The sequence below is a fragment of the bacterium genome, from assembly GCA_019695305.1.
GTDB lineage: Bacteria > UBA10199 > UBA10199 > UBA10199 > JAIBAG01 > JAIBAG01.
Genome location: JAIBAG010000001.1, coordinates 171,303 through 194,420 on the forward strand (window position 1 = coordinate 171,303; position 23,118 = coordinate 194,420).

General features: G+C 41.6%; 24 protein-coding genes. 5 read left to right on the plus strand and 19 right to left on the minus strand.

What is annotated here, in order from left to right; all coding sequences use genetic code 11:
* Positions 1-155: 155 nt before the first annotated feature.
* Positions 156-2,732, minus strand: a complete 2,577-nt coding sequence (locus tag K1X76_00725) for a hypothetical protein (GenBank protein ID MBX7147581.1) — start codon at positions 2,730-2,732, stop codon at positions 156-158.
* Between the two features lie 110 nt (positions 2,733-2,842).
* Positions 2,843-4,627: a hypothetical protein gene (locus K1X76_00730; protein MBX7147582.1), complete on the minus strand. Its 1,785-nt coding sequence runs from the start codon at positions 4,625-4,627 to the stop codon at positions 2,843-2,845.
* Between the two features lie 389 nt (positions 4,628-5,016).
* On the opposite strand from K1X76_00730, the gene K1X76_00735 reads away from it, so the two are divergent.
* Together K1X76_00735 and K1X76_00740 are read left to right on the plus strand one after the other, a co-directional pair.
* On the plus strand, positions 5,017-5,988 hold the full coding sequence (locus K1X76_00735) for a hypothetical protein (GenBank protein MBX7147583.1): 972 nt from the start codon (positions 5,017-5,019) through the stop codon (positions 5,986-5,988).
* Between the two features lie 24 nt (positions 5,989-6,012).
* Positions 6,013-6,822 carry a hypothetical protein gene (locus K1X76_00740; protein MBX7147584.1) on the plus strand — a complete coding sequence of 270 codons (810 nt, stop codon included), beginning with the start codon at positions 6,013-6,015 and terminating at the stop codon, positions 6,820-6,822.
* A 410-nt stretch (positions 6,823-7,232) separates the two neighbouring features.
* Here K1X76_00740 and K1X76_00745 read toward each other — a convergent pair whose 3' ends face one another.
* From K1X76_00745 to K1X76_00790, 10 genes are all read right to left on the minus strand, one after another.
* A complete protein-coding gene (locus K1X76_00745) occupies positions 7,233-7,877 on the minus strand; it encodes a hypothetical protein (GenBank protein ID MBX7147585.1) in 645 nt (214 codons plus the stop codon).
* Between the two features lie 2 nt (positions 7,878-7,879).
* Complete coding sequence (locus K1X76_00750) at positions 7,880-8,476, minus strand: sigma-70 family RNA polymerase sigma factor (GenBank protein ID MBX7147586.1); 597 nt, start codon at positions 8,474-8,476, stop codon at positions 7,880-7,882.
* 58 nt (positions 8,477-8,534) lie between these two features.
* Positions 8,535-8,993: a RidA family protein gene (locus K1X76_00755; protein MBX7147587.1), complete on the minus strand. Its 459-nt coding sequence runs from the start codon at positions 8,991-8,993 to the stop codon at positions 8,535-8,537.
* 4 nt (positions 8,994-8,997) lie between these two features.
* Positions 8,998-9,699, minus strand: coding sequence for a methyltransferase domain-containing protein (locus tag K1X76_00760; protein ID MBX7147588.1), 702 nt, complete (start codon positions 9,697-9,699; stop codon positions 8,998-9,000).
* Positions 9,699-10,607 (minus strand): type II toxin-antitoxin system Phd/YefM family antitoxin, encoded by a 909-nt coding sequence (locus K1X76_00765; protein MBX7147589.1) that lies wholly within the window; start codon positions 10,605-10,607, stop codon positions 9,699-9,701. The genes K1X76_00760 and K1X76_00765 overlap by 1 nt, the downstream gene beginning before the upstream one ends.
* A 208-nt stretch (positions 10,608-10,815) precedes the next feature.
* Positions 10,816-12,552 carry a hypothetical protein gene (locus K1X76_00770; GenBank protein MBX7147590.1) on the minus strand — a complete coding sequence of 579 codons (1,737 nt, stop codon included), beginning with the start codon at positions 12,550-12,552 and terminating at the stop codon, positions 10,816-10,818.
* A gap of 17 nt (positions 12,553-12,569) precedes the next feature.
* Positions 12,570-13,910, minus strand: coding sequence for a tRNA uridine-5-carboxymethylaminomethyl(34) synthesis GTPase MnmE (gene mnmE, locus K1X76_00775; GenBank protein ID MBX7147591.1), 1,341 nt, complete (start codon positions 13,908-13,910; stop codon positions 12,570-12,572).
* Positions 13,911-13,948: 38 nt separating this feature from the next.
* Positions 13,949-14,224, minus strand: coding sequence for a type II toxin-antitoxin system RelE/ParE family toxin (locus K1X76_00780; GenBank protein MBX7147592.1), 276 nt, complete (start codon positions 14,222-14,224; stop codon positions 13,949-13,951).
* Positions 14,225-14,226: 2 nt separating this feature from the next.
* The gene (locus tag K1X76_00785) at positions 14,227-14,490 is read right to left on the minus strand and encodes a type II toxin-antitoxin system Phd/YefM family antitoxin (GenBank protein MBX7147593.1); all 264 of its coding nucleotides are present in this window, start codon (positions 14,488-14,490) and stop codon (positions 14,227-14,229) included.
* 89 nt (positions 14,491-14,579) lie between these two features.
* A complete protein-coding gene (locus tag K1X76_00790) occupies positions 14,580-15,239 on the minus strand; it encodes an endonuclease III (GenBank protein ID MBX7147594.1) in 660 nt (219 codons plus the stop codon).
* A 178-nt stretch (positions 15,240-15,417) separates the two neighbouring features.
* Here K1X76_00790 and K1X76_00795 point away from each other — a divergent pair, with 178 nt between their 5' ends.
* A complete protein-coding gene (locus K1X76_00795; protein MBX7147595.1) occupies positions 15,418-16,047 on the plus strand; it encodes a hypothetical protein in 630 nt (209 codons plus the stop codon).
* 9 nt (positions 16,048-16,056) lie between these two features.
* Here K1X76_00795 and K1X76_00800 read toward each other — a convergent pair whose 3' ends face one another.
* The 4 genes from K1X76_00800 to K1X76_00815 are packed head-to-tail and all read right to left on the minus strand — an operon-like array spanning position 16,057 to position 18,622.
* Entirely contained in the window at positions 16,057-17,250 is a 1,194-nt protein-coding gene (locus tag K1X76_00800) for a pyridoxal phosphate-dependent aminotransferase (protein ID MBX7147596.1), read from the minus strand.
* Positions 17,219-17,728 (minus strand): pantetheine-phosphate adenylyltransferase, encoded by a 510-nt coding sequence (gene coaD, locus K1X76_00805; GenBank protein MBX7147597.1) that lies wholly within the window; start codon positions 17,726-17,728, stop codon positions 17,219-17,221. Before coaD ends, K1X76_00800 begins: the two co-directional genes overlap by 32 nt.
* Before the next feature lie 9 nt (positions 17,729-17,737).
* Positions 17,738-18,283, minus strand: a complete 546-nt coding sequence (gene rsmD / locus K1X76_00810; protein ID MBX7147598.1) for a 16S rRNA (guanine(966)-N(2))-methyltransferase RsmD — start codon at positions 18,281-18,283, stop codon at positions 17,738-17,740.
* A 3-nt stretch (positions 18,284-18,286) separates the two neighbouring features.
* Positions 18,287-18,622 carry a hypothetical protein gene (locus K1X76_00815; GenBank protein ID MBX7147599.1) on the minus strand — a complete coding sequence of 112 codons (336 nt, stop codon included), beginning with the start codon at positions 18,620-18,622 and terminating at the stop codon, positions 18,287-18,289.
* Positions 18,623-18,733: 111 nt separating this feature from the next.
* Here K1X76_00815 and K1X76_00820 point away from each other — a divergent pair, with 111 nt between their 5' ends.
* Positions 18,734-19,585: a hypothetical protein gene (locus K1X76_00820; GenBank protein MBX7147600.1), complete on the plus strand. Its 852-nt coding sequence runs from the start codon at positions 18,734-18,736 to the stop codon at positions 19,583-19,585.
* A 48-nt stretch (positions 19,586-19,633) separates the two neighbouring features.
* On the opposite strand, the gene K1X76_00825 is transcribed toward K1X76_00820, so the two are convergent.
* Both K1X76_00825 and K1X76_00830 read right to left on the minus strand, forming a co-directional pair.
* The gene (locus tag K1X76_00825) at positions 19,634-20,770 is read right to left on the minus strand and encodes a Xaa-Pro peptidase family protein (GenBank protein MBX7147601.1); all 1,137 of its coding nucleotides are present in this window, start codon (positions 20,768-20,770) and stop codon (positions 19,634-19,636) included.
* Between the two features lie 22 nt (positions 20,771-20,792).
* Positions 20,793-21,782 (minus strand): tagatose 1,6-diphosphate aldolase, encoded by a 990-nt coding sequence (locus K1X76_00830; GenBank protein MBX7147602.1) that lies wholly within the window; start codon positions 21,780-21,782, stop codon positions 20,793-20,795.
* Positions 21,783-21,869: 87 nt separating this feature from the next.
* Here K1X76_00830 and clpS point away from each other — a divergent pair, with 87 nt between their 5' ends.
* Entirely contained in the window at positions 21,870-22,190 is a 321-nt protein-coding gene (gene clpS, locus K1X76_00835) for an ATP-dependent Clp protease adapter ClpS (protein ID MBX7147603.1), read from the plus strand.
* Here clpS and K1X76_00840 read toward each other — a convergent pair.
* Positions 22,187-23,071, minus strand: a complete 885-nt coding sequence (locus tag K1X76_00840) for a nitronate monooxygenase (protein ID MBX7147604.1) — start codon at positions 23,069-23,071, stop codon at positions 22,187-22,189. The genes clpS and K1X76_00840 overlap by 4 nt on opposite strands.
* Between the last annotated feature and the right edge of the window lie 47 nt (positions 23,072-23,118).

Sequence of the window (23,118 nt, forward strand, 5' to 3'; positions counted from 1 at the left end):
ATGCCAACTTATAATATTTGTATAATCAGAAAACAAGTCTCTGCATCTTACAAAGCTGTATTGAATGAGGGACGTTGTTGATTTTCCGGAATAAGTCTAACTCAAAAATAAAAAAGTTAGTCCGGTTAGTCAAGAACGTCCCCTGCTCCTATGAATTATTCATACAGATACTGCCCTTCGTATAAAGGACATTCGACGTTGAATTCCGCAGCAATCTCCTCCGGCGATTTCAGATGGACCCAGTTGGCGCTTAAAACTTGTTCCATTTGTGCGTCATCCAACAAACCAGAATCACTCAAAACATCTTCAATTCCTGCTGTGTTAGGCTGGCTGGTTTGCGCGAACATATGGACAATCCCGCTCATGTTGCCACTCAAATCGACGTCTTCAAAACCGCAGAAGCTTTGCTTCACAAGAGGGACGGTCTCATCAATCCGAACCAGTGGGTAATAACCGGTGTATACGGACGACAGATAAGAAGAAAACGAATAGATAGTAGGATCCAGAACTAGATTTTCTGAAGTCGAATCAAAGTCCAAACTAACATTGGTCTGGAAAAGAGCCGCATTGTCTTTGTGAATGTAACGTACAAATCTCTCGGGGTATTGAGGATCGGCGTTATAACCCACGGGGATGGCCCTTTGGGTTAAACCGTTAACAAAAACATGGTCCATCACGGCCACGTGACCGCCGCCTTCTGGGCCCAGGGTGGCTGGCTGTCCGGCAATCTGAACAACGTTCTGGCGTTCCCGCAAACCGATGGCGGAAGCACCAGACATGTCCACCACGTAGAGTTTGCCTTCATCGCGGAAGATATCGTGGATGAGGGTGAAAGCGGCCTCTAGCCTGGGTCCACGTTTGTAGCCCTTCTGGTTTTCCAGGCCGGCAAAAAGTTCTAACCGGCACAGGCCCGTCTGACCCTCCAATTTTGGAGTTGGCAATGCAAGGGGCCCGAGGGAAGTCAGATAATTGCAACTATAAATGCGGGAGGAGTCGGAAATAAAAACCTCATGGGTATTTTCATCGAGGTCGAAGGCGGTAAAGTCTTTGTCCTGGGACAGAGTTGTCAACACTTCCCAGGAGCTGCCGCTCCTATCCAGCCAGAGGCGCTGGATTTGTGAAAAACCGTCTTCAGATCTTCCCAGCAGGTAAATGGCGTTCCGACTTAAGTGGATATCGATGGGGCGGGCCGGTCTCTCCAAGAACGGGTTGTTCAGATTATCCGGTAACGGAAGTTGCGTAATACCCTGCTGGCTTAAGTCTTGGAACGTGGGGGGCGTTGCAAACGGGGTATTCGTATCAACGCAGAAAATTCCCACATACCAATCATCAACATCATCGCTGGCCAAAAAACACAAACGATTCCCTGCCAAACTGATCCTTGCAGAGTGTTGGAACAGATTGGAGCCGTCTAAAAACAGCTCTCGAGTTTCCAATCCGGGTGTCAGTGTATAGCGAAACAAGCGGTTGTCTGGAGCATATAGCGTGAGATCAGTCACAAAACCGTAGGCATAGTTTTGATCCGCTACCAGATTTGAATACACCAGGTCAACGGGAAGCTCAGCTTGGAGCGGATCTGCCAATGGATTAGGAAAAGCATTTACGGATTCCATATGAGGCGGTGAAGACTGGGCCGGTATTTCGTGGTACCAGGTTTTGATTTCCTTTTCTTCGCTGGTATCAACTAAATCGCACAGAGTCCGTAAGACGGAGGTGGCGCGATGGTCGCTTTCAAAATGGAGGGGCAAGCTGTCGAAGTTAAAAATATCGGTTTCAAACGGTGGAATAGAAGGAGAGGTTTGGTAGGCTTCATTGGTCCTCTGGCAGCCAGCAGTCCCTTGCTCAATGAGGATTGCCAGGAATTCGGCAAAACCTTCGGTGTAGGCCGTATCGAGACTTTCGTAAGTGTTAAGTTGCCAACCATGAATTGGTGTACCGGTGATAGGGTCGGTTTCCGGATGATGATAGGGTACGTCCGCCATTGCCTGATGGAGTGGGGAAAATGAGGCATTATAAACATTGTAAGAAATATGGTCCTGGTTTTGTACCCAGTGGCCGAATTCGTGGTAGAGCGGTATATGGTTAGAGACGTAGAAAAGGCCTTGAAGAGCAAACACGGGATCGGTGATGTAAATCACGTTTTGGGAATCATTGAACCAGGCCGGCATGGGAGCATTGTAGAATAGCGGTCCGCGTCCTTCCAAACCCCTATGGTAGCGCAGCTTGATCGGTTGGTTGTAGGGCCAGGGTTCGATGTTTTGAATATAGAGTTCCTTCATTTTGAGAAGGCCAAACCAAAGGCCTAAAGCTTTGCTTTCATCATCCTCTTCGTCCTGGAGGTCGCCTTCAAAATGCAGTTCGCCAAAGTCCAGGCTGTTTCCATTTACCAATTGTGTCCCCGGAAAAACAATATCCCAGGCTGCGCTCCGTTTGAGGATTTTGAATTCGTCGGTTTTTAAGACGGCACGCACCCGGAAAGGAACTTTTTGAGTCGCGGGTTGAATCACGCCCGTGAAGCAACCACCGTCGTCGGTAAAAAAGCTTTGCGATAAAGCGATCCAAACACTTGGAGAAGATTCGTAATCAATTTTCACCCGGACACGTTTTAAAGGCCCGGTGGTATTTTCCATATCATCCGCCGTCAGGCAGCCGCTCACTGTTATATCAGCCATAGCCAAACCGGCAATAGCGTTAAAAAGCATGAATGAAAAAAAGAAAAAAAAGCGTTTCATAATTTTACCCTTCCGGTCATGGGGACGTTGTTGAATTTCGGGAATAGCTATTTTATTTTTGAGTTGAACTTATTCCGGAAAATCAACAACGTCCCCTGCTCCTATTAAAACTATTTAATCCCAAGCTCCAAACGCGTGTTATATCCAAGAGAAGGATTGGTGAGAGGAACGACCATGGCAATAGTTGGGTTAGCAGGATCTAGGTCTAAATGACGTCCTCTGATATTGGTGTCGAGAATATGCGCTTTAGATCCCACAGATATATTAGATAAAGCCGTTCCTGCAGGTTGTCCAAAAGCTTCTGCCAAACTTTCAGAACAAAGAGCAATATCTTCCCGGCCGCTAACCTCATCCGATTCAACTACAACAAGAGCATAGTCTTGGTTGCCATTGGCGACCAAATCTAAAATATTAGCCGTATCATCGGCATAATTAATTTGACCCATGATAATACCGCCGTTATAAGAACTGGTGGCCATTTCCAAAGTGGTACTGTCTTCTGCTGATGAGAAATAACCAGGAGCCTGGCCGTTAACGCCACCAATAGGTCCCGGCATATCCTTATCTCCCACAAAACTTTCAATAGTAGGTACCATATCGGAGAGTGGCGTTTCCGTACAAAAATGAGATGGAAGCATATCGCGTGCAACGACTAATATATGCCAGTTGGCCGAGTTACCTCCAAGAACATCCGTTGCACCTAAATTATGCCTATCGTTATAAAGTGCTAAACTTGTATTATTAGCTTCGTATCCATTCCCCACATAAATTGAAGAGGCTACCATACGAGAGCCTGTGAAAGGTTGTGCATTAAAAGCACTTCCAACAACGGTTCCTTTATTCCTTCCAAAAACCGTATTGCCTCGCACAGTGCCATCCAAGCCTGTTAAAGAATATACCAGTTGGCCACCTACCTCACGCACGTAAGGATTAAAAACTTCCCTTGGATGAGTTCCCCATTGTGGAGGATAATCAAACTGTGCTCTGTCAAAAACAGGGCCGCTGCCTTCTAAAGGTGATTCATAAATTGTCACGTCAACCTGCTGAGTAGAACCGCCCACATCACCGGTGGTGAAAGGAGTAAAGGGGGAAGTATCTCCATTTGTAAACGCTACTATACCTGTGCCCGGTATTTGGGGGCTTGTGTAAAAAACAAGATTAGATGGATTAATATTAGTGTTAGGGGGCAACGAAAGTTCCATTCCCGAGCCAGCAGGGATATTAACCCAATGTCCTGCTGTTGCGTTAAAACTTGGTTCATCATCTGTAATGCCATAGCTGATTGCACCTTTTCCAACCTGATACATGGCGCCATTATTATCAACATAACAAGCCACCACATTTTGACCATGGGCATAGGGCGTAGTTAAGTCCCAGTTCCCAGCCGGTTTTTGGGCTATAACGGTGACTGTGTCGCCAGAAATGGGTGTGGGGCACATATAACTAAGAACATCATACGCTGCTTCGGCTTCTGGATTGGCTTCAACAGGTGCATCCGTCTCTTCTACATTCTCATTACCGGTATCCGTATCTGATGTTTCTGGATCTTTATCATTCGGCTCAGTACAAGCAGTCCATAAGAGAAGGCCTAACGGAAGCATTGATCTGCCTGTGTGTTGGGCAAGTGTGTCGTTTATAGGTTCAGGAGACTCTTTAAAATCGTCTATTAAGCAAACCTCTGTGTTAACAGGCGCATAAACAGCGGCGGGTGCGGCCGTTACTGGTGGCTGGGAAACAGGGGCTGGTTGGGGAGTTGTGGTTACGTAGGTGGAGGTAGGAGTTGTGGGGCCAGGGCTACTTACAATCCCGGCATCACCGTTATCATAAGAAACTCCTAATCCAAGTGGGTCGTAGAGTGCAGAATAATCATTAGAAACATCAGTTACACTTGCCATAAATTTTTCTCCTATTACAAATCCACCCTATCATTGGCAATTACCAAACTTTGGCCCGTGCAGCTTCCCTTGTAATAGAGGGTGGCGTTGGCGGTTACGGCATTACTGCGGAAAATTGTAAACTCGGCGGTTTCGTTTTCGTTGCCAAAATATTTTTCACATCCCCCTAGCCCCTTCTGATAAAGAAGGGGGAAAAGACACTATTCCTAGCTACTACAGTCTATGATCGACAGAATCCAAAATATGTGTCGTTATTTTTTGGCTAAAATGAAAATAGTGATAACAGACTGGTAGCAGGTTTTTGGGTTTTAGCTAAAAAAATCTTACCCATTTCCGTCACTTTACCACTCTCATTCCCGATAACTAAAAGAAGACTATAAGGAACTATTATGAAAAAAATTAAAATATTGATTGTTCTCATGTTTATGAGTGGAGCTTTAAATAATTGTAATTGCGGTGGCGGTGATTTTAGCCTCACAGATACCGATGCCTCGCGTGTAAACATTGCCGGCCTTACCACACATAATATCGTACTCGATACCATTACCCAAAATGAAGAAATGTATAGTTCAAATGTAGATTTTTACTTGTTTAAGGCCGATACCAGCGAGTTTATTGGCTGTATGGGGACACGCAGTTTTCCCGCTTTAGATAATATTCCTTTAGATACCATGCTAACGCACGTGAACGGCGTCTTTGTATCGGATGGAGAAACGGTTTCGCTTACTGGAACCGATGAAATTGAAATAAGAGAAGTTATATTTTCTAACAATCTTGACCCCGACCGTTGTCCTAATGTTGGCGCTGAAGCGACCAATGAAAACAATACTGCGGTAACACTAACCTTAAATGAAATGTATAGTGGTGATCCTATAAATGTTGGCCATTTTACCTTACGCTTTAGAACCGAAGAGGCAGCTGACTACGAACCTGTGGTACCGCATGAGGAAGACGGGTCATTTTTAAAATTAGCTTGGGCCGAACTAGCAATTTTTAGTTATGATACAGACGAATTTAGTAATGCCGATTCCACTCTTTTAATTGTTCCGTATAAAAAAACAGATGTTATTGGCTGCGTAGAATTTCCCGCTTTTGAGCTTGGTGGTTATCGTATGGACGAATTAGCTCTTGGGGTCACGGATGATAGTTTTGATGCTTTTAATATGGATATATTGGACGATGATACCGATTATCAAATTTTATTTGTGGATCGCGATACGGGAGGTTGCGGAAATTTGGAGACTCTTACGTACAAAGTCTTTGATAGAACGGGTCCGCTTTCTAAAGCCGATTTAACAGCCGACAGTATTTTGTTTACTCAAAAACACCGTTTGGAAGTACAGTTTTATTTAGCCAATTAAATTATGAGCAACTCAATTATACCCATGGGAGTACGGCTTTTAGAAGCCTGCTTAACTGAAGAGGATGGTATTACAGCCAACGAAAGTTGCCCTACAAAAATACCTGAAAGCAAGCCTCTTGAAATTAAGCCAGAGAAAATAGATGCACTCATAAATCTAAATGTATTCAATAATGTTTGTGGTAATTTGGATAGCGACTGTGTGGCTGTTTTAGAACGACTTCAAGACACCTATACAGAACTGGTTACTAGCCTGTTACCTCAAGGTGTTAGTTATAATGATTGGGTAAATGGAAAAGTTCCGTTTAAACTCCTTATTTTTTCTAATCCTGAAATAAATAAGGGTGATAGCAAGTCCTTAACGGTAAATCTATTTTTTGGAGATCAACAATTAGAAATATTAGATGATGGAACTATTTTAAATCCTAAGGGTGGAGAAAGCTTAAATATTAACGTAGCTCAAAATAATTTTTTATACGGTTCTGATAATATGGTTTTAGAACAAAGTAGTTTGGTTGTTAATACAAGAAGTACCGAACCTTTGTTGCCAACTAATAATGGTGAATGTGCTCAAAAAAGCACTGTGAGTGATACAATCGTTATAGGAGTAGGTAATCCAAACCATGATGGAAGAGATGATTTAAGATTAGCATTAGACGTTATTGACAAAGATTGGGCGCCAGGTCAATCATCACCAGGTTCACTATATAAAAAATATGATGATGATGGCGACATTTTTTTTATGCGTGTTGCATTAAGCTTGTTAGTTGATCAATTGCTAGATCAATTTGGCTCATTAGAGCAAGGGGTAGTCTATTATTGGAATCCTTCTTAAACAACGCCCCTCCTTTCTTTCTATTGTATTGAGGTGCAGTTTGGTGGTTCTCCTCCACTGCAGTCGCATGAGCAATCCGGTGCTTTTTTATCGTTTACTAATGTTTGTCCATAACCGGCACAAGGACAATAGCAATTAGCGTTATTGTATTGGCAATTTTTAACATTTTCACAACTTTTCTTAGTGAGCATTGACTGCTTTTTTCCTGTTTCACAAGAATCGTTAGAGAGAATGCAGCTATACACGTTAGGTTGTTTAGTTAAAATTAGTGTGCATTGCGTAGAATCCATGCATTCGGCTCTGTCAAGGGTGGTACAAATATCTTTTTTGGGATTTTCGGAGGCCAAGGTTGTTGTTATGAACACAAATAAAAAAGCGACCAAGCTTAATAATAATTTCATAAGTAAAATTTACCGACAATTATCATCCCGATCATAGGAGATTTTATTGTTGTCCAAAATTATTATTTTATGTCCCTGGTAAGTATTGGGGGTTAGGTAGCCTGCATCTTGCTCAAAGGTTTGATTATTATAAACCCAGTTGATACGGATTGAACTATCTTGATGCACATCAAACTTTATTGTTTTAATACTTTGTTGCTCAAGCGTACCCGACCAAATATTATTTTTTCCAACAAATACAGATACATTATGAAGTGGTAAAGATTGTAAACTTGAAAGGCAAAGAGTGTTTTGAGAAGGTGCAGTTATTTCAGCAATAACGGAACCAATATTGTTGCTGGTGTTTGTCGCACGGTCATTTTTCGCTGCTGTTAAAGGTATATCAGCGGGGCTTATAATGACGGCTTTTTTCATCGAATGATCGAAAATTTCCTTATATTGCGGTATAGCATACACCATCACCAATAAACATGCCGCAACACCTACGGCAAATAAAACGGAGTGTTGCTTAATAAAGGAAGCCATAGAACCTGATGACAATCTATTTTTGGATCGCGCATGCTTTTTAAGGCGGGCTACTATAAGTTCGGGAGGGCTGTCGTCTTCGGGAATTTTAAACGCCTTTTCCAGACGTTCTAATTCTTTTTCTGTCATGCTCATAAACGTACTCCCCTCTTTACCAGAAGGTCTTTGATGGTTTCTAACGCATAGCGCACACGGCTTTTTACTGTATTTACCGAGCAATCCATCATTTGTGCAATTTCCTCGTATTGCATTTCCATTCTAATCCTTAAATAAAACGATTCTTTTTGTTCCTCGGGCAAAGTGCCCATCAAGCTATCAACTACCTCACTTATTTTTTGCCCGCCTACCCATTCCTCTAATGTTGGCCCATCATCGGGTAAGGTTTCGTTTAACGCGGGCCCTTCATTTTTAGGCTCATCAATAGGCACGTGATTTGATTTGCGTATTTTTTTACGCAAATGGTCTACATAGGTGTTGCGTGCCAACGTAAACAACCAGGCTTTAAAGGAGATGGCAGATCTAAAACCATGCGGATTATCAATTATTTTATAAAAAACATCCTGAAATACATCGTCTGCTTCGGCTCTGTTTCTACATTTACAGAGTAAAAATGAATAAATAGGCTTTTTATAGCGATCGATAATAACTTCAATGGCTCGTGTATCCCCTTGTTTATATTGTTCAAAGATCACTTCATCGGTCATCTGTTTATTCGCAATAGTATCCATTAAGGGTATCGTTTGTGCTTTTGATTTGGTTTTACAGAATCTTAAAAAAAAATAAGGTTTATATTTCTACAATAATATCCACTTCTACGCATGCATTCATTGGCAGTTCAATACAGCCAATGGCTACCCTGGTGTGTTGGCCTTTTGTTTCACCAAAAACTTCCAAAATTAAATCCGACGCTCCGTTTAATACTTTGGGCTGATCGGTAAAATCTAAGGCCGAGCGCACAAAGCCGTTTACGCGTACGATCTTTTTAATTTTATCCAAATCTCCAATAACTCCCTTAATAGCGCCCAAGGCATTGAGTAAACAAATTTTGGCCGCAAATTGGGCTTGCTCCAGTTTAATTTCTTTTCCTACTCTACCCTGATGAATGATGCGTCCATCGGTGATGGGCAATTGCCCCGAGGTAAAAACAAGATTACCGGCTTTTGTAGCGGGAATATAAGAGCCCACTGGCTTAGTAAGGCTGGGGATTGGCAGTTTTAATTTTTTAAACTTTTCTTCAATTTCCATTAAGTTATCTCCTGTATTTTACAAGCTTGAGCGTGAGTACTAGAGGATGTCCACGATATTCGTCATACAAATTATCGGCATTGCTCGAAACAAAAAATGGGCGTGTGTTCTTATCCACCACGGTTTCAATCATTTGTTCCACGTAAAAATTGTGCTGGCGTAAAAGCGCCCACAGCGATTCAAAGGTATACGGTATGTTTGGATTTTTAAGCGAAAAATGAAGTGCTGGGTGCATAAGCGAAACCACTCCCCTGCCCTCATTTTTTAAAACTCGTGCCCATTCACTGAGCAAGGTTTCAAGTCTATAAATGGTATTGGCAAGAGGTGCTAGTAAGACATCGGCGGTTTCACTTTTAAAAGGAAGCGCCATGGGATCGGCCTCAACAGCAGCATAAGAGTGAGGCAATGTTTTGCTTTGAACCAAGTTGAAGGCACCGGTTTTGCTTTTACCGGCGTGGCGCAATTCAAGCAAAGTTTGCTTCTGCGTTTCACTAATTTTTTGAAACAAATAAGGTGATTCACTTTCGGTAATATAAAAATTTGTTTTATTTTCTAAGGGAGGAAGTAATTCCAAAAAACGTCCCGATTCGGCAACGCGCATCAAATCGGCCAAATCGGATCCGCTGAGCGTATGCCAAAAATTTGGAGCGTAAGACGGAGTATTTTCGGGTGAAAAGCCCAGTATTTTTTTAAGGCGTGCGGCCATTATTCGTCATCTCCCGATAATTTTTCGTTTTCCAAGTCGCGAAGCAAATCTTGAATAGAAGGTACTTCGCGGTGGCGTGGTTTTTCGGGTTCGGGCTTGGGAGCAGCTACCGGGGCTGGTGATACAGGTTCAGGCTCCTCCAGCATAGTGGGCCCTTCGGGTTCTACATCAAATATAGGTGCAGTTATTGGAGGTAATACAGGTTCTGCTTTAGGTTCTTCCACGGGCTTCAGTGACGAGGGTTCGTACAGTTTTTGATAGCGTGAAAAATAATCGGGCTCGGCTGATGCTTGTGCGGGTGGAAGAGGCTCTTCTTGAACAACAGGCTGATATATTCGGGATTTAGGAGCTGGAGGCGGTGCTTCGGGTTCTTCTAATACGGTGCGCTCTTCTTCCGGCTCATCCTTTAAAAGATCACGAATACTAGGGGTCTCTTCTACTTCTACTACAGTATCTTCTGTCCAGTACACATCGTCCGATTTGTCCGTTGTATCTACAAGAGCTTCTATAGCGGTTGATTCTTCGGGGGCGATCTCGGTTAACTCTTCATCCGACATTTCTAAAAATGTAAGCTCTTCTTCCCCTCCTACAGCGGTTTCTATAGTGGGAGATAATGGTGATGTGAGGGTAGATTTTAATTCTTTTTCACGTGTTCCAATAAGCCCAGCCAGCTGGCTTTTAGGCTCGGGAGCTTTAGCGGGTACAGCTTTGGGGGCTGCCGTGGGCTGGAGCTGATTTTTGGTTTTTTTATACGAATCGTAATTAATAATAACGCGGATGGGCTTGTTGTTTTTGGTAATAATATAGTTAAATTCAGCATCATTCATGATGGCGGCAATAGACGAGCGCGCCTCGGTAACATTGAGAATTTTAACTCGACCTAGCTTAGAGTCTTCAAATTCAAACATACATAAATGATGGGGTAAAAATTATGTACATAATTATGTCAGGGTCCCTTTCTTGTCAAACTAAAAAGCATGTACAGAAAACTGTACATATATAAAATATTGAAATAATTCAGATATTGTAGATAAAAATTTTTATACGAAGAAAAATGAAACGAGAAGAGTATAGAGTGATTGATTAAAAGCCAAGTATCTTATTTGACGTATAACATTAATGACAGCATGGATCAGGTTTAAAGTCCAAATATTCTTCCTGACTCGAATTGGCATTTATAATGTCTATATGAAAAGTAATATTTTGCTCCGGATCATACAAAGTAAGTTGATAAAGTGGTTTACCAGTGGTATCAAATTCTTGTGAATTAAGATATTGATAGATAAAAAGCGAGTTATTTTCAGTGTTGTTATACGTCATTTCATCAAAAACATCCAAAATATGGGTATATTCACTAATTTCCTGATCTGATAGCCCCAATGCCTCTTGCCATTCCATATAATCTTGCTTTAGATCAATATAAATTCGAAACCACTGCCCAGTCATGGCAGCATCACTAATGTTAATGTTATACGACATATTTGCCTCCGTTATAAATGTCGTATCAACGGCTTCTCCGGATCGTGATCTTTGAGCTTGATTGAACTGTTTGATGCTTTCATTTAAAAATTCCACCAGGTCAGAATCCTGGTTGATGTCACACTCAACCACCGGCCCATCCTGGGTGATTGCAGACGCCGGTTTCTTATCGGCAGCTTTTGCTGGAAAAACGAGTGGTTTCTCTTCGATTTCCGTCTTATCTGGCTTAGTAATGCCGTCTGTTTCACTATTATCGTTCAAATTTTTATCGGCAACAGAAGGTGCTGTAGATGATGGTACAATTTTATTACTAGACGGATGCTGCCTATCTAGCTCCGACTTTTCCATAGGCTCAAGAGAGGCGGGCTTGATAAACTCAATCTCTGGTGGATGTGCCAGAGGGGGTGGCTTTTGTTTAGTTTGTGATGGCAGTGGAATAAATGTCGTATAATCATCATCCTTAGCTGGTAAAGGAGTAGGGGGCTGCTGAATAGCAGGGATGAGAGAAGGACTTCCAATGTTTTCCTTTGGCTGCTCAATAAGTTGATATTTACTGATATTTGACCTTTTATTGTCAAAAAAAGGCCTATATATATAAAAATAAGTAAGAACTAATGATATAATAAGAGAAAAAACCAAAATTAATGGCAAAAATCGTCGTGAAATTACTGACTTACTCTTATAAATATCAAAAATATCTCGTGTTTTTTCATTGAGGGCCAAGCTGAGCGGCGCAGGAAGATTGGGAGGGGGATTAGCCTCTAATTGTCTTAAAAAAGGCGCTAGGCGATTAAGTTTACTATTACAATTTTGGCAATACTGAACATGCTTAGTAACAGTTTCGCGCTCTCCGGCAGATGAAGTACGACACACATAATCCACCAAACTCTGATCAAACTTTTTACAACCTGCAGAGAGCGACTCGGTTAAATTAAAATCGGGAAATAAACGAAAAAAAGATTGATACAACAAAGCCTTGAGCTCATCGGTCTTTTTTAAAAAAACAGCCTCACACTCGGCAAAGGAAAATCCCAACACCACCTTAAAAAACAAAAGCTCCATTTCGGACTGCGATAAATTTTGAAGGCGGGCACCGGCATCGGCTTCACGGCTTAATGCCTGAGGCATAGCCGTGCGGGCCCGGCTATGGGCATCTTTAAAAAGTGATTCTTTGAGAGGAAAATATTTACGACTCTTTAAAATGCGATTTAAAAGAGAGCTGAATAGAGAAATAAACTGAATTTCTACGGCACGGTTTTCCAGTTGGGTAAGAGTTAAATAATGATAAAGCGTAGTTTGGTGCTGACGAACAAACTCAATAAAATCAGAATTTTGTCCTTTTTTAATCCCTTGAAAAAGGGCCCCCTCATTCATGAACCCATTCTAACTCTTTATTTTCCAATGCAAAAGCGTGAAAACACCTCATCCAATACAAGTTCGCTATCAATAACACCCGTAATGGCCCCTAAATGTTGAGTTATTGCCATGAGCTCGGCCGAGATCATTTCTTCGGATAAAGAGGGGAGGTTTAAAATAAGAGAAGATAGATGTGTGTGGGCTACGGTTAAATTTTGAAAGTGGCGTAAATTGGTTAAGGCAAAACCCTCGGATGTTTGGCCTTGGGGTATAAAACGTTTTTTCATTAAATTTATCAGGTCGTCAATACCGGTTCTGTTTTTTGCTGAAACTTTGAGATCGCCCAATTTATCATTCCACGCTGAGGGCTGATCTGATTTGTTGAGAATCACAATTCGGTTAGAATTTTTTGTGCGCTCCAAAAGATCGTTGTCACTGGCGTCCAACTCTCGTGAGGTATCCAGTACAATGAGCAGACCGTTTGCTTTACCCAGTGCTTCTTCCGAACGTCTAATCCCTTCCTGCTCAATATCATCCGTTGTACTGCGAATACCGGCCGTATCAGAAAATAAAAAACGATAACCATTAATCATCCGCTCGCCTTCCACCACATCGCGCGTGGTGCCAGGTTTATCGTGAATAATCGCGCGGTCCTGATTGATGAGTGCATTGAGCAAACTGGATTTGCCCACGTTTGGTTTTCCTACCAAGGCTACTTTTACACCCTCTTTGTAAAGAAGACCGGTCTTAAATGAATCGAGCAGTGTTTTTATTTTTCCATCAACCTCATTAAAAACAGGAAGAGCTTCCTCTTTTTTAAAAAAAGTAACATCTTCCTCGGAGAAATCAAAACCAGCTTCCAGCGCGGCTAATAGCTGAATTAGTTTTTCGCGCAGTACAGTAATAGTACGGCTTAAAAAACCATCCAATTGGCTAAGAGCATTTTTACGCGCTTCGTCCGATTGGGCACTAATCAAATCGCAAATGGCCTCGGCCTGCGAAAGATCTATTTTGCCATTTAAAAAGGCTCTTTTGGAAAATTCACCAGGTTCTGCTTGTTGTGCTCCCTGCAGAATACAGACTTCTACAATTTTTTTTAAAACAGCAGGGCTGCCATGAGCGTGAATTTCTACAACGTCTTCCCCGGTAAAACTATGGGGCGCTTTCATATAAACGGCCATTACATCGTCCACTGTGTCACTTGTTTCAGGATTGATAATTTTTCCGTGATAAAGCTTGTGGGTTTCAAAGGAGGCTTTGTGATTAAAAATTTTTTTAAGAATAACGGCCGAAGCGGCACCGGATAAACGAATAATACCAATAGCACCGGCTCCTACGGCTGTGGCTTGCGCTACAATGGTTCCTTCTAAAAGCATGAGATGGACTTAATCGATAAGACATTCGAAATCAAGAATCAGTTCTTTTTTAAAAGACGATAAGTTTCTTCATAAATAGTGCGGCGGGGCCCTAAGGCAATAATTTCGAGAGTTTTGTTAGCATCGGCCAGTTTATAAATGATCCTATATTTGCCCATTCTAAAGCTCAAAAGACCTGAAAATTCGTCTTTGAGCGGTTTGCCCAAATGAGGTTCTTTTAAAAGCACGTCCAATCCGTTTCTCATTTTTTGTTTGAGGGCAGGGTGAAGTTTTTTAATTTGCTGGCGAACAGGATCGGGAACACGGAGTTTCATGATTAATCGTCAAAAAGCTCGTCTAGAGTATAAAGTTTTGATTTTTTATTTTTTAGGGATTTAAGTCCTTTTTTAATATCAGCCACCAATTCCTTATCTGATCTGACAGCGATGGTTTCACGTAGGCTATCTAACTCGGCAGGGTTAATGATAACAGCCTGTGGCGAGCCGTTTTTGGTGATTACAATTTCTTCATCAAGATTAGATACGGCACGTATCAGCTCAGAAAGTTTCATTTTAGCTTCGGACAAAGAGAGAGTTTTCATAAGATAGCCTATTATTCTAGTTGACTAATATTATGGTCAAATATAGCAACCGGCAAATGTAAAAACAAGGTAAAGTTTGTAAATAATTACTATCGTTGGTGTTTTACCCCAAGCTTAGGGCAATATTTTTCCACCGGACACAGGCTGCATTTGGGCGACACCGGCTGGCAGATGTTTTGCCCAAAGGTGACTAAAATATCGTTATAGGTTTTCCAGAATTTTTTTGGGAGTTTTCCACGCAATACCATTTCCGATTCATCGGCGGTTTTAGTTTTAATATAGCCCCAGCGGTTACTAATGCGATGCACATGCACATCCACACAAATACCATAATCATCAAAGCCTAGTGTCGCAACCAAGTTTGCCGTTTTACGTCCAACCCCAGGCAGCTTTACCATGTCGTCAATACTACGGGGTACTTTTCCCTCGTAATTTTGGAGTAAAATTTTACAAATAGCCAAAAGGCTTTTAGCCTTTGTTTTGTAAAAACCAGCCGGATAAATAAGCTTTTGAATTTCTTTCTCCGATAAGCGTATCATTTTATGAGGAGTAGGGGCCTTTGTTAAAAGATTGAGCGAGGCCTTTTCTGTAACTGCATCTTTGGTACGCAGTGAAATAACAGTACTGACCAAAACCTCAAACGGTTTATCTATGGCGTTATCGGCAATTACTCCTACGGCGGGCACCTTAAATTTTTTTATGCTGTGCTTTAAGTTTTTTAGAATTTCGGCAATTTCCCCATTATCCATAAAGCGTTCATGCCCAATTAAAAAAGAGTTGTCACTTCTTAAAACGAGTATTTTATCAATTTGATAACCAAAAAGCCTGGGGCCCCTAATAAAATATAAGTAAAAACAATTAGTTAAATGGCTAAAGGGCAGCGGCCCTTGGCATACTACTTGCTAATTCTTAAAGGTGAGGTTCCTTATGATGATGAAACATATATCTCTTTCTATTTTTGGCTTGGCTTTATTATTAACAGCCTGCGGTTCGGGTCAAAGTGGTGATGGTGCCAGTGACGAGAAAAGCTCTGCTCTTACTCAGTCTATCGAAGACTTAGATTTTGAAAATACATTTTCTCCCTATGTGGGTGTTTCTACCGATAAAAAATATCTGCGCCTTTCGTTTGGATTTTTCCCTGACGGTAGCGTGTATAATACGGCTGCTAGCGGTAAAAAAGTGTACGTCACATTTAGCGATGATGGACAAACCGAAAACGAAGAGGTGAATGATGAAGAAATATCCTGTGGTTCTTACTGTGTTATGATTCCGTGTGATTTTGTAGCTCCCGCAGTTGACTTATTGTCTCTTGGCCTTTCGGCTCCTACAGAAGGAAGTTGCCAGCCTGTAAAATACGAATTTAACGGTGCCGATGAAATTTTTACCGTAAACGGTTATGTGGTGCCCTTAAACGGTAGTTATAATAAATTTGCAAATGATTTTGGTTTTAAAATTACCGAAAGCGGATTTGTGGATGCAACCTCAGGTGATCCTATTACCGGCGAAAAATTAGAAGAGATTTATCAAAAAATTATAACCACCGCAGATGTAGATTAATCAGATTTGTTATTGTAAAGAACCAACAGCCTCTTTAATGCGTGAAAGTCCCTTTTCGATATTGGCCATTGATGTGGCATACGACAAGCGTACATAACCCGGAGCACCAAAGCCTTCACCAGGAACTACGGCTACTTTAAAATCTTCCAAAATATATTCAGCAAAATCATCGGCTGTGGCAATTACTTTGCCTGCAGGTGTTTTCTTGCCTAGCACGCCTTTGATATTGGGGAACACATAAAAGGCGCCTTCGGGTTTTAAGCATTTAATACCGGGAATAGCATTAAAAGTATCCACAATAAAATTGCGGCGCTTTTCAAATTCCACCACCATCTTTTTAATTTCATCTTGCGAGCCGTTATATGCTTCAACACAAGCCTTCTGTGTGATGGAGCAGATGTTGGAAGTAACCTGTCCCTGAATTTTAGCCATGGCGCTAATTAAAGCTTTAGGGCCAGCAGTAAAGCCCATGCGCCAGCCGGTCATTGAGTAAACTTTGGAAACACCATTCACAATCAGTGTCAAATCTCTCATGCCATCAAGCGAGGCAATGGAGACTTGTTCAAAATTATCGTAAACAACTTTTTCGTAAATTTCATCCGAGATACAAAGCACATTGTGCTTTTTTAAAACAGCAGCCAGAGCTTCCAACTCCTTTTTAGAATAAGCAGCTCCGGTAGGGTTAGATGGTGAATTTAAAACAAAGGCTTTGGTTTTGGGTGTAATCGCTTTTTCCAGCTCGGCGGCTGTTAACTTAAAACCATTTTCTTCCTTTGCTTGTACAATCACAGGATTCGCATCGTTCAAAATTACCTGATCGGGATAGCTTACCCAGAACGGAGCGGGGATAATTACTTCGTCACCCGCTTCAAACAGCGCTTGCGCAATGTTATAAAGCGAGTGTTTTCCGCCATTGCTTACTAAAATTTCTTCGCGCGTGTATGTCACGTTGTTATCGCGTTTTAATTTGGCGATGATGGCATCTTTTAATTCTACAATGCCGCCTACAGCAGTGTATTTGGTAAACCCTTTACTGATAGCATCAATAGCCGCATTTTTAATATTTTGCGGGGTATCAAAATCGGGTTCTCCGGCGCCAAAGCCCACAACGTCTACTCCTTGTGCTTTTAAAACGGCGGCTTTGTTGGTGATAGCAAGAGTAGGGGATTCTTTAATTTTTTGTACGCGATTTGCGAGCTTCATTTAATTTTTCCTTCATACGTTTTTCAACGTGGGGGTGAATCATCTGTTTGCCAGAGCCTCCAAAAGCCAATACTTCTTTAATAATGGAGGAGCTTACATGGGCAAAGCGTCCTTCGGTCATCATGAACATGGTTTCGATATCGGGATGCAGCATGCGGTTTGCAAGCGACATCTGAAGTTCGTATTCATAATCAGCAACCGTTCGTATACCTCTTAAGATGGTATGAATTTTCTTTTTATGGCAATAATCTACCAACAGACCTTCATACGCATCGACTACCACCCTCTTTTTACCTCTAAAAATCTCTTTCAGCATGTCTACCCGTTCACCCGGTTCAAAAAATGCTTTTTTCTTTTTATTAATGGCTACCAGAACCGTGATTTTGTCAAAAATCTCCAAACCACGCTCAATAATATTTAAATGCCCAAATGTAGGAGGATCGAAAGAGCCGGGGCAGAGAGCGTGTTTTATAGCCATTATAGCCTTCTATTCTTTTAGTTTTGCAAAACTAATGCGTGTTTGCCCGTATTTTCGTTCGTCGGTTACTTCTATATCAGGGCAAATAATGTGTTCGCGCGGGGAGTGTTCTATAACGATGAGTGTTTGAGCGTCAACGAGTTTATTCTCCACTAAACCATCCAGTGCCGGGTTTAAAAGATTTTTATCGTAAGGTGGATCTACAAAAACCACATCAAACCTTGCTTCTCTGGCCTTTATTTTTTCCAAAATACGGGGGATGGTGCCTTTAATGATGTGGGCTTTGCCTTCAAAACGGCATTTTTTGATATTGCTCTCAATTAATTTGAGGGCTTCCGGTAAATCATCAATGAAATAGGCTTTGGCGGCACCACGGCTTAGGGCTTCTAGCCCCACGCTACCGGTACCGGCAAAAAAATCGGCCACAATGCATCCCTCAATATCACCCAAAATATTAAAAATAGCGCCTTTTACCTTGTCGGCTGCGGGTCGTATTTTGTTTGATTTTGGCGCTAAAAGGGCATGGCCTCTCGCAAGGCCCGCAATAATTCTCATAACTTAATGTTGGGCCATTCCCGAGAGTACGCCAAGGGCAATAATTGCTATATAAACAAGCGTTCCTAAACAAGAAAGAGCTGTTCCTACAATACCCAAAATCATAGCTATTTTAGCCATGGTAAAATTGGATTCGTGGATGCGCTTTTCCTGAGCGGCTTTCATTTCGGAGCGGCCAATAATAAAGGCAGGAATGCCTGCAATAAAACCACAGCAAGTAAGCGATAAAATGGCTAAAATAAGAGAAATAACCGTCATAGTGCTGGTAGTAGCAGTTGGTGGAGTTCCCGGTGGTAAGGCCGTAGGGTTTATCGGCGGTGTTGAAGAAATATCATCCATAAAAATCCTTTCTGATGAAAATAAAGAAAATACAACTTAACAAAATAACCTATTGCGGTAAACAAGTTCTTCCGTTGACAGCTTGCTAACCCTGACATAAAAGGAGCTTCTATGAAAAAAATACAACTTTTCACAGCATTAATGGGTCTTTTTGTTTCTTTTTCGGTTTTTGCCAAGGAGGAATACCTTTATCGTCGTAATGTGAACTGGGTCAAAATTAACGATGCTAGTTCCAAAGATATCCCCTTGGGTACTTTAAAACATCCCAACAACAGCATTTCGGTTGAGCAAATGGAAGGGATGCTTTTATCTATTAAAATTAATAAGCAGGCGATGTTTAAAAAAGAAGTCAATTCGGTAGATGTATTTGATGCCTGGGAAGCCCGCCAATATGCTCCGCTTCTTGCAGAGGGTTTATCTAAAGCAGGTCCCGACCAGGTAGTGAATTTTTCCATGGTTCATAAGCGCCCCATTTTTATTTTGCAAAAAGATTATATCAGTATTGCCAATGTATTTGTGGCTACAGATGGTGTTCATTTTCAGTTTACCAAGCTCTATGCTAAAATTGAGGGTGATTACCAAGCCGCGCACGATATGGACAAGGCGCTCCGTAAGGCCCACACCATGCGTCTTGCTTTAGATGCCGGTGCGGGACAGATGCTTTCTTATAATGGTACCAGCGAAATTGTTTTGGACCCTGCTTACGATTTTGTGAGTCAGGCTTATAATCGTTTAGCTAAAGCTCGTGAAGATGAAGAGCAGTCGCTTCGTGGTAAAAAGGCGGCTAAAAAAGAAGTGTCGGAAGAACAAAAACTAAAGCCAGGTGTATCGTCTACGCCGTCGTATTCCAACTCTGGTGATCCGGCTGCCCGTCTTAAAAAGCTGGATACTTTAAAAGCACAAAAATTAATTACCGATAAAGAATATCAAGATTTAAGAAAGAAAATTTTATCGGAACTATAAATATTTTGTTTAGAATATTTTTAAAAAAGGCACCCATCGGTGCCTTTTTTATTGCTTATCAATTTCAAAAAATTTTGGGAATTTGGTTAGCACTTCCGAGCCACTGGCTGTAACATAGTGGTCATCTTCCAAACGAATGCCGCCATGTCTTTCGTAATAAAGCCCAGGTTCAATTGTTACCACAAAACCTTTTTTAAGAATAATGTCGCGGATAGAAACAGAGGGAGGCTCATGAATATCAAGCCCCAGCCCATGGCCTGTGCCATGAATAAAGCCTTCCATCCGGCCATTTTTATTTTTGCCGGTTTTAAATCCATGCTTTTCAAGCGTATCTTTAGCGGCTTGATGAACTACTATAGCGTTTACACCATCACGTAGCTTTTCTGCTGCACGTTTATTGGCTTCAAGCACGGCCGAATACATTTTTTTTACCGTATCTGTAGGCCTGCCTTTTACCATGGTACGCGTCATATCAGCCCAATACTGAGTTTTGGCATGACGCGGAAAAATATCAAAAATAATAGGAGTGTGGGGCAATAGCGGACCATGGCCGTGATGATGTGGTAAGCTTCCTTGAGCACCAGAAGCTACAATGGTGTGATGAGCTACACAATTACGGCTCATGAGTTTGGTATTGATAAAACTTTGCATGAATTCAGAGGTAATAAGTTCCTTTCCCAAATAGATGCGATTTTTTTTGATATTTGCTTTTTGTAAAAGTTCTACAGCTTCCCACAGGGTATTTTCTACCTGTATGGCTGCTTGTCGAATATAATTTTTTTCTACTGTACTTTTTATTAAACGATTTTCGTAAAAAGGATCGGGTTTTATACTCAAACTGTATCCCATTTTTTTGAGAGCCTCAAAATAGATGGAGGGAAAATTGGAAGGAACGACGATCTTTTTAACTTTTTTCTTTTTAAAAATAAAATCAACAACTCGGGCATAAACGGGATAAGGAGAAGATGTTTTGCCTAATTGTTTACCAATGTCGGTGAGTGATAAAATATGATGGACGGTAGCTTCCAGTTTGGCCCGATCAATTTCTAAATCGGAAAGAACCAAATATTTTTTTCCGGCTATTTCAAAATAAATGATAGGGTCGGGAACTAAAAAATGTGTTGAATAATAAAGATTAGAATCGGCCTCGGAGGCAGCAATCATCAGAATAGCAGGTTTAGTCATGCTGTTATTCTATCAAAAACGTTTATAACTTCCAAGGTTTTGCACCGGCTTCCAAAACTTCATTTAAAGCCTTGATGTTTTGTACGCCGCGGTCGGATAACCAGTCTTCCAGTGCTTTAATACCTGATTTAGCATAAATGGGCATGCCGTCCTTCCAAGTGGCACGGCCGCACAATACGCCGTTATAGGCTACACCCGAATCAGCCGCTAAAATAAGGCTTTCGCGAAATTCATCGTCCGATACACCAGCCGAGAGGTAAATAAACGGTTTATTGGTAGCTACAGCTGTTTTTTGAAAAATATCTTTGGCTTCTGCCATGTCGTAGGCAACTTCGCCTTTGCAAGCTTTGGCCCCCTTTACAAATTGCATGTTGATGGGAATTTCTACCTTTAAAACATCCACGTTGTAACGGGGTTTGGAAAACTCTTCCATACTTTTGCGTACAATTTCGGGTTTCTTTTTGGCAAATTCCAAACTTTTTTCCGATTCGCTACCGGTAGGGTAACCTACAAATTCTAAAAAGTAGGGGATATCGTGGTGGGCACATTCGGCGCCAATGCGTTCTACCCAGGCGTGTTTAATTTCGTTTATCTTGGCGTCTTCAAAAGGAGAATAATAGAGTAAAATTTTAATTGCGTTAGCACCCTGAGCTATACTTTTAGATACTGTCCAGGTGGGAACTAGCACGGGAACGCGGCCGGGAGTGCTTTGATCATATCCTGTAGACTCATACGCTAATAAAAGACCAGCATTGGAGGAGCGGGCTCGGGCGGCTTCTAAGCCAAATTCGGGATCGAGTAAAATAGCTGAGGCATGGGGGGTTAAAATTTTGGTAACGGCCACTTTAAACTCCGACATCATTTCCGGGGTAATAGCACTAGGATCAACGCCCTTAGCAGCGGCAATTGATTTTTTAAGAGAACCGCGCTGATCCATAGCGGCTGCAGCAATAATACCCTTTTTGCTGGATAATTTTTTGAGATGAGATAATTTGTTTTCGGAAACGGCCATAGTCATACTCCTTTTAGGGGCTAAAAATTTAAGCCGATTGATTAATGAATTTTGTGTATAATTGCAATGAGAAAGAAACGCTAAATCATGCCGAATAAACATGAAAGCCAAACCGAAGGGGAAGCCCAGGTTGCTACAAAAGAGCGTGTTAAAGTCCCCAAAATGTACCAGGTGATTTTGCTCAATGACGATTTTACGCCTATGGATTTTGTAGTGTGGATTTTAGAGTCGGTTTTTCACAAAACTAAGGATGAGGCTATTCGTGTTATGCTGGAAGTACATCAAAAAGGAAAAGGTATTTGCGGGGTGTATACGCACGATATGGCACGTACTAAAATGATGCACGTGAATCATTTGGCTAAAAAAAGCGAACACCCACTACAGTGCATTATGGAACCTGCACCCTAGACAATGGCGTTATTTAATTTTTTAATACTTTCTGTTAATTCGGCCACTAAACGTTTCATTAACCCATCAATTGTAGGGATATCGTTAATTAAACCTACACCCTGGCCAGCACTCCATACATCTTTCCAACGCTTTAAGCCTTCGCCCTGGTTAGCATCAAAATGATCCAAGCTTTCTTTTAAAAAATTACAATCATGCCCCGTAACTTTGGGAGTTAAAATAATGTCTTCTGGTCCGGCGGATAAAATCATTTTTTTGTAAGAATCGGTAGCTGGCGCTTCTTGAGTAGCAATAAAGCGTGTGCCCATGTAGGCGGCGTCGGCACCAAGGGCTAAGGCTGCATGTACTTGCGAGCCATCCGAAATACCACCACTGGCTAGTACCGGTAGTCCTGTTTCTTTTTTTAACCATGGTACTAAAACATTGGCCGCAATTTTTCCGGCATGTCCGCCAGCGCCAAACGAAACAGTGACCAAGCCATCGGCACCCAGTTCTTTGCATTTAAGAGCGTGTTTTAAATTAATAACATCGCAAAACACCAAACCACCATAACCATGTACTTTTTTAATAACATCAGCAGGATTTCCTAAACTGGTAATAACGAGTGGTACTTTATATTTTTCACACAAAGCCAAATCTTCTTCTAAGCGCATATTACCCATAATAATAAGATTAATGGCAAAGGGTGCTTTGGTTGTATCGCGTATTTCTCTAAGGCCAGCTTCAAACTCTTCGGCCGTGCGAGCATTAAGAGAGGGCATAGCGGCAAGGCCGCCGGCTTCACCCACAGCAATGAGCATTTTTGGGTTAGAGATGAGAAACATGGGAGCGCATACAATAGGGTACTTCATGCCTAATTTTTCGGTGAAGGGGGTTTTGATCATAGGATTGTGACTGGAGGGTGGTATTTTTTTGATATCATTTTCAT